The sequence below is a fragment of the Flavobacterium mekongense genome, from assembly GCF_047038255.1.
In the GTDB taxonomy this organism is placed as follows: domain Bacteria; phylum Bacteroidota; class Bacteroidia; order Flavobacteriales; family Flavobacteriaceae; genus Flavobacterium; species Flavobacterium mekongense.
Map to the genome: position 1 here is coordinate 214,065 of NZ_CP174374.1, position 12,396 is coordinate 226,460.

The window sequence follows — 12,396 nt, forward strand, 5'->3', positions numbered from 1 at the left end:
TACAATATAATTTTTAACTTTACAGTAAATTTCTATTAATTTTTATCAAATACCACAATTATGATAAATGTATGTATTGCGGATAACTTTCCGGTTGTACACTTTGGTATGAAAGCTTATTTCAAGGATCATCCTGAAATCAGCATCGTATCGAACGTAGGAAATTTTTTCATGGTCCCGGACGCCTTGAGAAACAAAGAAATTGATGTCTTAATTATCGACTTAGAACTTGAAGGACTCAAGAGTATTTACGAAATCAAGTCTATCATTAGAAATTTCCCTAAGACCAAAGTTATTGTCTTCAGTAGTTTGTCTGAGCAAATTTACGCACCCAACGCCATTAAAGCCGGATGTGCAGGATATGTTCATAAGACATCAAAACTTGAGAATTTAGGTATTACCATTGTGAAAGTTCACCAAGGGCAAATTATCCTAAATGAAGAAATCAAGAGAAACTTAGCGTTGATTGCTAAACAAAACAAATCGGAGCGTTTGTATCGAAAACTTTCGAACAGAGAAATCGAGGTGTTGCGTTTCCTAAGCGACGGTAAGAAAAACAATGAAATTGCTAAAATTTTAGCGCTTAACGAAAAAACCATCAGTACGTACAAACTTCGTTTGCTGACCAAACTCAATGTGACTAACTTAGTTGACTTGGTAAACAAAGCCAAAACTTTGGAAATCGTTTAAAAAATAAAACCCCGAAATTCGGGGTTTTTTTATAGGTAAGTGGAACGTATTCTTCCTATTTTATTGGTCAAACTTACTTTGAGTTTGTTGTAATCATTAATCATCGATTTTAACTCCTCTAAATCTTCTTCTGCTTGATTTTGGTAGGAGTTCATCAAATCCAAAATCAACTTATTGATCAAATACTCTCGAAGCGAAATAATAGTCTCCGAAACGTATTGCCCAACATTTTGCGTTTTGGTTTTCACATAAATATGTTTGGTCTCCCAATTGTGCAACAACTCTTTTTCTTCCGACATTAAAATATCGGTTACCACTTGTGAATGTTCAGGGGAGAGTTGCATTAAGTACTGCTCAATATTAAACACCTCGTTTTGGTTGTAATATTGGATTAAATCGTTGTATATTTCTTTGAAAGTTGGATGCGCTAATTCTACTTCGTCTTCCTGCAAACTCAAATAAATTCTTTGGAAAACCTTGTAAGTATTGGTTTCCTTTTCTTCTATCATTTCACCTTCTTCATTGGCTTTCAAAATGTAATCGTCAAAACTGGCTTCCATGGAACCGTATAGCAGTAACATTTCAAGAATTTTTCGTTCCAACTCATAGACAATATTGACACGCTCCTGGGCAACTTGCGGTTCGTTTTTTACCACTTCAAAAGCCTTTTGCTCTTGTTTGAGTTTTTTTCCGGCTTTGGTAATGTCTTTCTGAACCAATTGCGCCAAAGTATTCAGCAAAACCTGTTCGGAAATATCCATGATGCGTGCGGTTTCCTGTATGTAAATTTCGCGCTTAATGCGATCCGGAATTTTGGAAATACTCACCACCATATCCCGAATCAAATCGGCTTTCTTAATCGGATCATTGTTCGCCTCGTTCATCAATAACGAAGCTTTGAACTGTATAAAATCTTTGGCGTTGTTTTCTAAATATTGTACTAAATCGTCGTACGAATTTTTTCGGGCAAAACTGTCCGGATCGTCACCATTAGGGAAGGTACAAACTTTAACATTCATACCTTCTTCCAAAATCAAATCGATACCTCGAATAGAAGCACGCAATCCGGCAGCATCTCCATCAAAAAGGACCGTAATATTTTTGGTTAAACGATTGATTAAGCGAATTTGATCAGGTGTTAAAGCGGTACCCGAAGACGCTACCACATTTTCAATACCGGCTTGGTGTAACTGAATCACATCGGTATAGCCTTCTACCAAATAACAATTGTTTTGTTTGGCGATGGCTTGTTTGGCGTGAAAAATCCCGTAAAGGACTTTGCTTTTATGGTAAATATCACTTTCAGGCGAATTGAGGTATTTGGCCGCTTTTTTATCATTGGTTAAAATACGGCCACCGAAACCCAGATTTCTGCCCGACAAACTCTGAATCGGGAACATCACTCGACCTTTGAAACGGTCGAAGTGTTTGCCGTCTTCGCGGGTAATGGTTAATCCGACTTTTTCTAAATAATCCAATTGATAGCCCTTAGACAAAGCTTCTTTGGTAAAAGCATCCCAGGTTTCGGGCGAATAACCCAAGCCGAACTTGGCAATGGTTTCGTTGGTAAATCCTCTTTCTTTGAAATAAGACAAGCCGATAGCTTTGCCTTCTTCAGTATTTAAAAGTGTATCGTGAAAATAGGTTTTAGCGAATTCCGAAACCAAATACAAACTTTCTTTTTCATTGGCTTCTATTTTGTCTTCCAAAGAAACTTCGGTCTCTTCGATTTCAATATTGTACTTTTTGGCCAAATACCGAATGGCTTCCGGATAGGTGAAATGCTCGTGTTCCATTAGGAAAGTCACCACACTACCGCCTTTTCCGGAACTGAAATCCTTCCAAATTTGTTTTACAGGCGACACCATAAAAGACGGCGAGCGCTCATCGGAAAACGGACTCAACCCTTTAAAATTACTGCCCGCACGCTTGAGCTGAACGAAATCGCCAATAACTTCCTCTACTCGAGCGGTTTCAAAAACTTTGTCTATGGTTTCGCGGGTAATCAAAGTTGGGTTTAAAGTTTAAAAGTTTGCGGGTTTAAAGTTATGAAAAAATTGATGTAAGATTGTTGATTAACGATTGTAGATTTCAGATTTTATTCTGCAATCATCAATCTGCAATCATCAATCTGCAATCATCAATCTGCAATAAAAAAAGATGCTCCATTGCTGAAACATCTTTTTGAAGTATAAACTAACCTAATCAAATTAATTGAAGTCGAAGCGCACACCTAAGGAGATGTTGTTTTGCTTGATGGCATTGTCTTTGAACATCGGATTCAAATCGTATTTCAAATACAAACTGGTTTCGCCGTAACCAATGTAAGTGCTTACACCGTAGATAAAATCGTTCACATTGAAATCGCCTTTTTCTTTTACTGAAATATCGTTTCCGTCAAGTTCGTAGCACAACTTTTGTTTTGATTTTACACGAACACCGGCATAACCCCCGATTCCGAAACGAACACTTTGATGCGTTCTGAAGATTTTTTTACCGTCTTTTTCCTTGGCTTTGGTAAAGTCGAATTCCAAGTGAAGCGGCACAGTTACAAACACGTTTCTCAAACGAGAATCTTTAAGATTGTACCCAAAAGTCTCCAAGTTGGTTTGGTCGCCATTGGTCACAAATACACGGTTATCAGTTGGACGCAAGTTGTTGTACATAACCGACATTCCGTATTTTAAGTGCAATAAATTGTCGTTTTTAAACAAACGGGTGTTCGATGTAAAACCCCATTCGTAGAAGTGCGAACCCCAATATCTGAAATCGGAATTAGCCACACTGCCATCAGTTACCAAGTTGTTCACTCCGGCAGCGAAAACGAATTGAGAAGTAGTTCTTCTTTCGCCCAAGATTTTGCGAATAGAATCGCGTTTGATGACTACAGAAAAGTAATGGTTTTTGCCTTCTTTGATTTTCCCTTCTACTTTTTGATTCACCAATTCTTTCAATTCCTCCTGCGCTTGACCAACGCGGGTTTCGATATTTTTGGAACGTGTTTCGGCTAATAGTAATTTCTTGGCATCGGCTTGTTCTTTGGTAATTGTTCCGGCTTCCAATTCTTTGTTCACGGCTTCAATTTCAGCTTTAAGCGCTGCTTTTTCTTCTTTAGTAATGCTTTCAATCTTTTCAGCTATAGCTCTGGCTTTGGCTTCAAAAGTTTCCTGTGCCAAAGTTTTGTTTACTAAAAGACATAGGAAGAGTGCTAAGTAAATGGTAAAATTTCTCATGGTAATTAATTTAGATATGATTAATGATTGCTATTCGTTGTTGCGATTGGCCAATGCCACTTTTACTTCTTGGTAGTTTTTGTTGATTTTTTGCAGCATTTTTTCTCTGAAACTGTACTCAACTTCGCCGTCTACTTGCGATAGTAGGCTTTTGGGATCCACTTTTACAGTTGTCGTTTTGTTGGTTGATTCTTTGACTTTATGATCTAAATCGGCCAACAAACTTTCGTCGGACTTGGTTTTGCGTTCATTACTGAACACATATTCTTTCGGTTCCACTACTTTTGGCAAGTCTTTAATGGCTACATCAGAAGAAAATTGGTATTCGATGGTTTTGTCTTTGATGATTTGATTGGATTTAGGTGATTGATTGATGATTGGAACTCCTTGACGATTAGTTCTTTTTTGTTGCCCTTCGACTGCGCTCAGGGTGACATTGTTGTGGGTTGTGGGTTGAACATCGGAAGCAGCAACTGCTTTATTTTGTTTTTGACTTTCAACGATGGGCGTAGTTCTGATTTCGGAAGGATTTTGAGCCGTATCGTTTTTAGTTTCCGTTCCTACTATTGTATTCGGAGTACTGATTACAGTATCGTTTTGATTGAAAAAAAACAAACCAAGCGTTACTAAAACCAAAATACCGGCAGCAATAAACAAAAAGCCAAAAGGTTTTCTTGTTTTTTTTTCTTCGGCAACCGAAAGCATGGCATCCAATCGGTCCCATGCTTGGGCTGACGGTTGTATTTCTCTGGCATTCAGTTTATCTCTGAATTGTTTTTCTAATTTATTCGGTTCCATTGTGGTAATTTTTTAATTTAATGATGTGGTCTTGGAGCATTTTTCGAGCGTGAGACAATTGCGATTTCGAGGTACCTTCACTAATGTTCAGCATGGTCGCTATTTCGTGATGCTTGAATCCTTCAATCGCATACAAATTGAAAATCATTCGGTAACCATCGGGTAAATTGTCGATTAAAAACTGGATGTCTTCCACCGAAAACTGACTTTCAATATTGTTGTGTCGCTCTTCGAAATAAGTCTCGTCTTCAATAAACTTCACTTTCTTTTGCACTCGGATAAACGAAATACACTCGTTTATCATAATGCGGCGAATCCAACCTTCGAAACTGCCTTTGTGTTCAAAATTTTTCAAATTCGTAAACACTTTCATAAACGCCGTAATCATAATGTCTTCCGCTTGGTGCACATCTTTAATGTACTGACGGCAAACACTCAGCATTTTAGGAGCAAATTTCGAATAAATCTGATGTTGCGCATGGCGATTGTTTTCGACAGCCAACTCGATCAATTCTTGCTCGTCTTTATGTAAGTTGATTACTTTCAAAACTATTGGTTAGTGTTTCTATTAGCATAGACGAATGTCGATGAAAAAGGGTTGCATCACAATTTGAAATTTTTTCAATTTGGAGACTTGAAAATTAAAAAACCCCTGTAAAACATAGACTTTGCAGTGGTCAATATTTTTTAAAAAAAATTATTTTTTTCTTTCAATAACGTAATTCACCATGAGTGAAAGCGCATCTCTGTATTCGGATTGGGGAAAATTTTGAAGAATTTGGAGTGCTTCTTCCTGAAACTGCAACATTTTTTGCTCGGCATATTGCAAACCGTTTTTGTCTTTGACGAATTGGATAACTTCCTTAACGCGTTTCTTATCCTTATTGTGATTTTTAATCGAATTGATACACCAACTCTTTTCTTTATCGGTACAATGGTTCAATGCATAAATGAGTGGCAAGGTCATTTTTTGTTCTTTGATGTCGATTCCGGTAGGTTTACCGATAGCGTCATCTGTGTAATCGAATAAATCATCTTTGATTTGGAATGCCATACCAATCAACTCGCCGAATTTCCGCATAGCTTCTACTTGCGTTTCATCCTCAGAAACCGATTTGGCACCAAGAGCACAACACGAAGCAATTAAAGTAGCCGTTTTTTTGCGGATGATTTCGTAATATACCTCTTCTACTATATCTAATCTTCGGGCTTTTTCTATTTGCAGTAATTCGCCTTCACTCATTTCCCGAACCGCTACAGAAATAATTCGAAGCAAGTCGAAATCGCCATAATCAATAGAAAGCAACAAACCTTTGGACAGCAAATAATCGCCTACCAAAACGGCAATTTTGTTTTTCCACAACGCATTGATGGAAAAGAATCCTCGACGGCGATTACTATCATCAACCACATCATCATGCACCAAAGTGGCGGTATGAATCAATTCGATTACTGAAGCGCCTCGATAGGTTCGTTCATTTACTTCGCCTTTTTCTGAGAGCATTTTGGCCACCAAAAACACAAACATCGGACGCATTTGTTTGCCCTTGCGATTAACAATATAATAGGTAATTCGGTTTAAAAGCGCAACCTTTGAAGTCATCGATTCGTAGAACTTTTTTTCAAAAAGCTCCATTTCCTCTTGTATAGGTTTTTTTATTTGTGAAGTGATATTCATTAAAAACTATTACCGAAACCCATCGGGCATTCAAAGATACAACAATGCCTTCGTTTGAAAAAAATATTTACATTTGATTAAACCTTTTTTAATACTTTCATTCAAAGCAACGAACCAAAAATTAAAAAGCATATGAAAATTAAAAATGTACTTTTAGGTGCCACATTGTTGATGTTGGTCCTAAGTTGTAGCAAAGAAGACAGTAGCAATGCTGTTTCGAATGATTTAACAGAAGCTAAAGTAAACGCCAAAATTGATTTGGTTACTGAAGATGTCTCAAAAATTGTAGAAGAGCAATTTTCACTTCAAGCCAATCCTTCAGCAGGAAGAAACAGTCAAGAAATTTCAGCTTTGCCTTCTTGTGTAACGGTTGATATTCAGTTAACAGCTAACAGTTGGACCAGAACCTTAACCTTTGACAACTGCGAATTGCCCAACGGTAATGTTTTAGACGGAACTATTATTGTAAGCGGGAGTTTAAATTTCGATGCCCCGTCACACACCATCAGTTACAGTTTTGTTGATTTTCATCACAACAACATCTTAGTGGAAGGCAATCGTACTGTGGTTCGTTCTATTCAAAGTACTTCGGCTCAAGCAACACCGCATCCGGTATCCAATATGAGTATTGATATGCATGTGACTTTCCCTAATGGCAATGAGTACCACCGAGTAGGAAACAGAATCCGCGAAATGATTGAAGGTTTTGGTACACCGATGATATGGGCTGACAATGTTTTCACGATTTCCGGTAACTGGACTACCACTTTCCCTGCCGGAACCAGAACATCGACCATTACTACTCCGTTAAGAGCAGAAGCTAACTGTCCGCATATCGTAAGCGGTGTAATTACAACTGTAAGAGACAATAACACCGCTACTTTAGATTACGGTAACGGCGATTGTGACAACCAAGCCACTTTGACAGTGAACGGCAACAGCACCACAATCACTTTAGGAAATTAATTTTAGTTGACTTAGTTATAAAAGAAGAAACTCTCGGCCAAAGGTCGGGAGTTTTTTTTAAGATTTGTTAGCCAATTGACCGCAAGCCGCATCAATGTCTTTTCCTCGTGAGCGACGCACTTTGGCCACTATATCATTGCGTTCCAAAGCGGTGATGTATTGGTTGATAGCTTCCTCTGAGGCTTGCTGAAATTCGCCATCGTCTATCGGATTGTATTCGATTAAATTGACTTTACAAGGTACATATTTACAGAACTTCACTAAAGCGTCTATAGAAGCTTTGTCGTCATTAATGCCTTTCCAAACCACGTATTCATAAGTCACTTTACTTTTGGTTTTTTGATACCAATATTGCAAGGCTTCCCTTAATTCCGGCAGCGGAAAGTTTTGGGTAAACGGCATGATATGATTTCGTGTCGATTCGATAGCCGAATGCAAGGATACGGCGAGTTTGAATTTAACCTCATCATCGGCCATTTTTTTAATCATCTTAGAAACGCCCGAAGTAGAAACCGTAATGCGTTTGGGCGACATCCCTAAGCCTTCTTCCGAAGTAATCATATCAATCGCCTTCATCACATTATTGTAATTCATCAAAGGCTCGCCCATTCCCATAAAAACGATGTTGGATAGCGGTCGGTTATAGTACAACCGACTTTCCCTGTCGATAGCCACTACTTGATCGTAAATCTCGCCCGGTTCCAGGTTTCGCATTCTTTTTAAACGAGCGGTAGCGCAAAAATTACAGTCTAAACTACAGCCAACCTGACTGGAAACACAAGCTGTAGTTCGGGTTTCGGTTGGAATCAAAACGCTTTCCACAACCAAGCCGTCGTGCAAACGAACTGCATTTTTAACAGTGCCGTCTTCACTGCGTTGCATTTGATCGACTTTAACATGGTTGATTACAAAGTGGGCTTCTAACATGGCTCGAGTTTCTTTCGACACATTAGTCATATCCTCAAAACTGTGCGAAGCTTTGCTCCACAGCCATTCGTACACCTGATTGCCGCGAAATGCTCTATCGCCGTTGGCCACAAAAAAATCACGCAATTGGGTTTTGGTCAAACTTCGGATGTCTTTTTTTTCGATTTCCATGGCGCAAAGTTAGTCATAAAGTTGAAATACTAATTTTGGAATTTGTAATTTTGACTATCGAAAATTATTCCTATGCATTTCCTTTCCGACGAATTAGACGATTACGTAACCCAACATTCGCAAGACGAACCCGAATTGTTGGCGCAGTTAAACCGAGAAACCCATTTGAAAATCTTGCAACCACGCATGTTGAGTGGGCATTTTCAAGGACGCGTTTTGAGTATGTTGTCGAAAATCATCCATCCGACCAACATTTTGGAAATCGGAACGTATACGGGTTATGCCACTTTGTGTTTGGCTGAAGGTTTAGCGGAAAACGGCCGTATTGACACCATAGACGTGAATGAAGAATTGGTGGATTTCCAGCGAAAATATTTCGACCGTAGCGAATGGAGTAATCAAATTTTCCAACATTTAGGTCCGGCTTTGGATATTATCCCGACTTTAAGCAAAAAATACGACTTGGTTTTTATTGATGCTGATAAGGACAATTACATCAACTACTTTCACGCCATTGTTCCGATTATGAACAAAGGCGGTATTATTTTATCCGATAACGTTTTGTGGAGCGGCAAAGTGGTGGAAGAAGTGAAAGCCAATGACAAAACAACCAAACTGCTTATGGAATACAATCAGTTGCTGAAAAATGATCCGAGAGTAGAAACCGTTTTATTGCCTATCCGCGACGGATTAACGGTGTCGAGAGTAAAGTAAAAGTTGGAAGTACGAATTACGAAGTACGAAGAATATATTTTGCGTACAACCTGTAAGCGATGTATCCGCAAGTAGCTCCAAAGGCGTAACCGGTTAAAATATCCGTAGGAAAATGTAAACCAAGGTAAATGCGACTGTAAGCAAAAATCAACGGAAATAAAAACAGTAAGTAAGCGTGTTTGTAGTAGCGTTTTAAAATCAGGAACGTAAGTACTGTAGATGCCATAGAATTCGTGGCGTGACCGGAGAAAAAACTAAAGGAACTACTGGTCTTAACTCGGCGAATAATTTCTCCTATTTCCAGATCGTTACAAGGACGTAAACGTTCAAAACTGTATTTGAAAAGATTGACCGTTTGGTCGCAAATGAGTACCATCACCGCTATAAAAAGAACGTAATAGCCAAAACTTTTCCATCCGATTTTTTTTTGAAGCAAGTAAAAAACCAGTATAAATACAGGAGCCCAATTCAGTTGTTTGGTAATAATCAACCACAACCAATCCCATTGTTCCGAACCTAAGCCATTGAGATAGACTAAGGTCTGCTTGTCGAGTTGGATGATTTTTTCGAGCATTACATTTGGCGTTTGATCGGACCCGACATCGATTCGAGGTCTTCCGCAGCCTGCTTGATTTCTGGTAAAATACCTTGATCTACACTGCTTTTTACTTTATCAACTTCTTCTGTAAAAGTCCCGGTGATGCTTTTCACCGAATCGTTTAACTCTTTTACCTCAGCACTCTTTTGGATTTCAGTTTTAATTTCGTTCGTGGCATTTTTGAGTTGAGCCATAATTTTCCCCAACGTTCTGGCTATTTCGGGCACTTTATCAGAACCGAATAACATCAAAGCGATGAAGATGATAAAAATTAATTCGCCAAAACCAAATCCGAGCATAACCTAAACTTCTAAATTATAAGATTGCAAAGTTACAAACTTAAGTTAATCAAACTTAGATTTCTCCGCTGTTTTTGGCCAAGTATTATTAGCCGTATCGATATCGGCTGTTTCCTCTTTCGGATCCACAACAATTTTGGCAATCGCTTTTTGGGTGGCAAAAGTGCGGTTGACTTCCTTGTCGTTCATACGCCAAATTTGCGCCGGGAAATAATGGTTTTCTTTGGTTCCGTCTTCAAAAGTAATTTCAACAATAATCGGCATAACCAATCCGCCCGGTTTGTCGAAAGTCACCTGATAGAAATACTTAGGTTCGTTAAGCTTTGCTCTTTCTTCGGCAGTAAAGTTCTTGTTGACATACTCGGCTAACGCTTGGAAATCGGCTATTTTGAATGGCTTATTCAATTCCGGTTTGTAATCGGCACTGCCTTCTGCAATCATGTACACCATTGGACCTGTTCTGGAATCACGACGGCGTCTGGTTTTCATGAAGTCGCTCACCTCTTTTGACGGATTATTGCTCACAAAATACTTTTTCACTTCTTTGATTCCGATGTCGTTGTAATCCGTGGTGTAGAACCAACCTCTCCAAAACCAATCCAAATCAACTGCCGAAGCATCTTCCATAGTTCTGAAGAAATCTTCCGGTGTTGGATGTTTGAATTTCCAACGGTTGGCGTAGGTTTTAAAGGCGTAATCAAACAATTCCGGTCCCATAATGGTTTCGCGCAAAATGTTAAGTGCTGTAGCCGGTTTCCCGTAAGCATTGTTGCCAAACTGACGGATGCTCTCGGAGTTGGTCATGATAGGTTCTAAACCGGTTTGGTCGCCACTCATGTAGGGAATAATATTTTTGGCCGGACCGCGACGGGTTGGGAAATTCGGATCAAAAGTTTTTTCGGCTAAGTATTCCATGAACGAGTTTAAGCCTTCGTCCATCCAAGTCCATTGACGCTCATCGGAATTGACAATCATGGGGAAAAAGTTGTGCCCAACTTCGTGACAAATTACGCCTAACATACCATATTTGGTTTGGTCGGAATATTTTCCGGTTTCATCCGGACGCCCGAAATTCCAACAAATCATTGGATATTCCATCCCTTGGTCGCGGGCGTTCACCGAAACAGCTTTAGGATAAGGATAATCAAAAGTATAACTCGAATAGCTTTTTAGGGTGTGCGCAACCATACGAGTAGAATATTCTTCCCACAGTGGATTGCCTTCTTTCGGATACAATGAAATAGCCATAGAAGTAGTATTCCCTGTTTTTACCGCCATAGCATCGTAGATAAATTTTCTGGAGGTTGAAATCCCGAAATCGCGTACATTTTCGGCTTTAAATTTCCAAGTCTTTTTCTTATCTGAAAAGCCTTTTTCTGCAGCTTCGGCTTCGGCTTGCGTTACCACTATTACCGGTTTGTCAAAAGATTTCTCGGCTAAAGCATAACGTTTTAATTGTTCGGGAGTAAAAACTTCGCTGCGGTTCATCAAAGTTCCGGTAGCTTCCATGATATGATCAGCAGGAACCGTAATGTTCACTTCGTAGTTTCCGAAAGTGAGCGCAAATTCGCCTGAACCCCAAAACTGCATGTTTTGCCAACCTTCTACATCATTATAAACCGCCATCCTTGGGTAAAACTGAGCTAAAACATATAAATTATTACCGTCTTTTTCAAAGTGCTCATACCCCGAACGACCACCGTCGATGATGTAATTGTTGATGTTGTACCACCATTTGATGGAAAACGTAATTTTTTCTTTGTGTTGCAATAGTTTCGGCAACTCGATACGCATCATCGTTTGATTGATGGTATATTTCATAGGATTGCCTTGAGCATCTTTAACGTATTCGATTCGGAAACCACCGTCGAAATCTTCTTCTAAGTATTTTCTGGAGAAAGTTTGCGCCGAAATAGCCGGATCGGTTTTGCTATTTTCTACCAATGGCGAATTGGAGTTTCTGGCTTTTTCATTTTGATCCAATTGCACCCATAAATAGTCTAAGGCTTCTTTGGCATTGTTGGTGTACGTAATAGTTTCCGAACCGTAAAGGCGTTGGTTTTTATCATCTAATTCAACGTCAATCTTGTAATCGGCTTGTTGCTGATAATATTCCGGACCCGGTGCACCTGAAGCCGTTCTGTACATGTTAGGCGTAGCTAACAAGTCGTACATTTGCTTGAATTTATCAGGATTTCTTTCTTCTTTTATATTGGCTTTCGGCGTTTCCTGAGCTTGGGCAAAACCCATAATTATACAACACAAAAAGGCTACAAACTTAAAAGTACGCTTCATAGAATTTTCTTTAAAGCGCTAAAAATA

General features: G+C 39.1%; 12 protein-coding genes. 3 read left to right on the forward strand and 9 right to left on the reverse strand.

Annotated features, from left to right (window positions below; translation table 11 throughout):
• Positions 1 to 60: 60 nt before the first annotated feature.
• Positions 61 to 690 (forward strand): response regulator transcription factor, encoded by a 630-nt coding sequence (locus ACJG85_RS00795; RefSeq protein WP_290875319.1) that lies wholly within the window; start codon positions 61 to 63, stop codon positions 688 to 690.
• Positions 691 to 719: 29 nt separating this feature from the next.
• Here the strand turns inward: ACJG85_RS00795 and dnaG are convergent, their stop codons facing one another.
• The 5 genes from dnaG to ACJG85_RS00820 form a co-directional block, all read right to left on the reverse strand.
• The gene (dnaG, locus tag ACJG85_RS00800) at positions 720 to 2,699 is read right to left on the reverse strand and encodes a DNA primase (RefSeq protein WP_412476703.1); all 1,980 of its coding nucleotides are present in this window, start codon (positions 2,697 to 2,699) and stop codon (positions 720 to 722) included.
• A gap of 201 nt (positions 2,700 to 2,900) precedes the next feature.
• Complete coding sequence (locus tag ACJG85_RS00805) at positions 2,901 to 3,923, reverse strand: hypothetical protein (protein WP_409676592.1); 1,023 nt, start codon at positions 3,921 to 3,923, stop codon at positions 2,901 to 2,903.
• A gap of 30 nt (positions 3,924 to 3,953) precedes the next feature.
• Positions 3,954 to 4,721, reverse strand: coding sequence for a hypothetical protein (locus ACJG85_RS00810; protein WP_412476704.1), 768 nt, complete (start codon positions 4,719 to 4,721; stop codon positions 3,954 to 3,956).
• Positions 4,708 to 5,268 (reverse strand): RNA polymerase sigma factor, encoded by a 561-nt coding sequence (locus tag ACJG85_RS00815; protein WP_409676586.1) that lies wholly within the window; start codon positions 5,266 to 5,268, stop codon positions 4,708 to 4,710. The genes ACJG85_RS00810 and ACJG85_RS00815 overlap by 14 nt, the downstream gene beginning before the upstream one ends.
• A gap of 150 nt (positions 5,269 to 5,418) precedes the next feature.
• Positions 5,419 to 6,399, reverse strand: coding sequence for a polyprenyl synthetase family protein (locus tag ACJG85_RS00820; RefSeq protein ID WP_412476705.1), 981 nt, complete (start codon positions 6,397 to 6,399; stop codon positions 5,419 to 5,421).
• 132 nt (positions 6,400 to 6,531) lie between these two features.
• On the opposite strand from ACJG85_RS00820, the gene ACJG85_RS00825 reads away from it, so the two are divergent.
• Positions 6,532 to 7,365, forward strand: coding sequence for a hypothetical protein (locus ACJG85_RS00825; RefSeq protein ID WP_412476706.1), 834 nt, complete (start codon positions 6,532 to 6,534; stop codon positions 7,363 to 7,365).
• Positions 7,366 to 7,422: 57 nt separating this feature from the next.
• Here ACJG85_RS00825 and rlmN read toward each other — a convergent pair whose 3' ends face one another.
• Complete coding sequence (rlmN, locus tag ACJG85_RS00830) at positions 7,423 to 8,463, reverse strand: 23S rRNA (adenine(2503)-C(2))-methyltransferase RlmN (protein ID WP_412476707.1); 1,041 nt, start codon at positions 8,461 to 8,463, stop codon at positions 7,423 to 7,425.
• Positions 8,464 to 8,535: 72 nt separating this feature from the next.
• Here rlmN and ACJG85_RS00835 point away from each other — a divergent pair, with 72 nt between their 5' ends.
• Entirely contained in the window at positions 8,536 to 9,177 is a 642-nt protein-coding gene (locus ACJG85_RS00835; RefSeq protein ID WP_409676577.1) for an O-methyltransferase, read from the forward strand.
• Between the two features lie 16 nt (positions 9,178 to 9,193).
• On the opposite strand, the gene ACJG85_RS00840 is transcribed toward ACJG85_RS00835, so the two are convergent.
• Genes ACJG85_RS00840 through ACJG85_RS00850 form a run of 3 tightly spaced genes read right to left on the reverse strand, consistent with a single transcriptional unit; the run spans position 9,194 to position 12,369 of the window.
• Positions 9,194 to 9,751 (reverse strand): phosphatase PAP2 family protein, encoded by a 558-nt coding sequence (locus tag ACJG85_RS00840; protein WP_412464604.1) that lies wholly within the window; start codon positions 9,749 to 9,751, stop codon positions 9,194 to 9,196.
• Positions 9,751 to 10,074, reverse strand: coding sequence for a Sec-independent protein translocase subunit TatA/TatB (locus ACJG85_RS00845; RefSeq protein ID WP_395633176.1), 324 nt, complete (start codon positions 10,072 to 10,074; stop codon positions 9,751 to 9,753). Before ACJG85_RS00845 ends, ACJG85_RS00840 begins: the two co-directional genes overlap by 1 nt.
• 45 nt (positions 10,075 to 10,119) lie before the next feature.
• Positions 10,120 to 12,369, reverse strand: coding sequence for a M1 family metallopeptidase (locus ACJG85_RS00850; protein ID WP_412476708.1), 2,250 nt, complete (start codon positions 12,367 to 12,369; stop codon positions 10,120 to 10,122).
• Positions 12,370 to 12,396 lie beyond the last annotated feature (27 nt).

Excerpts from the sequence above, each read along its gene's own strand:
- ACJG85_RS00795 (WP_290875319.1), top strand. The coding sequence starts at position 61 with ATGATAAATGTATGTATTGCGGATAACTTTCCGGTTGTACACTTTGGT.
- ACJG85_RS00805 (WP_409676592.1), bottom strand. The coding sequence starts at position 3,923 with ATGAGAAATTTTACCATTTACTTAGCACTCTTCCTATGTCTTTTAGTA.
- ACJG85_RS00810 (WP_412476704.1), bottom strand. The coding sequence starts at position 4,721 with ATGGAACCGAATAAATTAGAAAAACAATTCAGAGATAAACTGAATGCC.
- ACJG85_RS00820 (WP_412476705.1), bottom strand. The coding sequence starts at position 6,399 with ATGAATATCACTTCACAAATAAAAAAACCTATACAAGAGGAAATGGAG.
- ACJG85_RS00825 (WP_412476706.1), top strand. The coding sequence starts at position 6,532 with ATGAAAATTAAAAATGTACTTTTAGGTGCCACATTGTTGATGTTGGTC.
- rlmN (WP_412476707.1), bottom strand. The coding sequence starts at position 8,463 with ATGGAAATCGAAAAAAAAGACATCCGAAGTTTGACCAAAACCCAATTG.
- ACJG85_RS00835 (WP_409676577.1), top strand. The coding sequence starts at position 8,536 with ATGCATTTCCTTTCCGACGAATTAGACGATTACGTAACCCAACATTCG.
- ACJG85_RS00840 (WP_412464604.1), bottom strand. The coding sequence starts at position 9,751 with ATGCTCGAAAAAATCATCCAACTCGACAAGCAGACCTTAGTCTATCTC.
- ACJG85_RS00845 (WP_395633176.1), bottom strand. The coding sequence starts at position 10,074 with ATGCTCGGATTTGGTTTTGGCGAATTAATTTTTATCATCTTCATCGCT.
- ACJG85_RS00850 (WP_412476708.1), bottom strand. The coding sequence starts at position 12,369 with ATGAAGCGTACTTTTAAGTTTGTAGCCTTTTTGTGTTGTATAATTATG.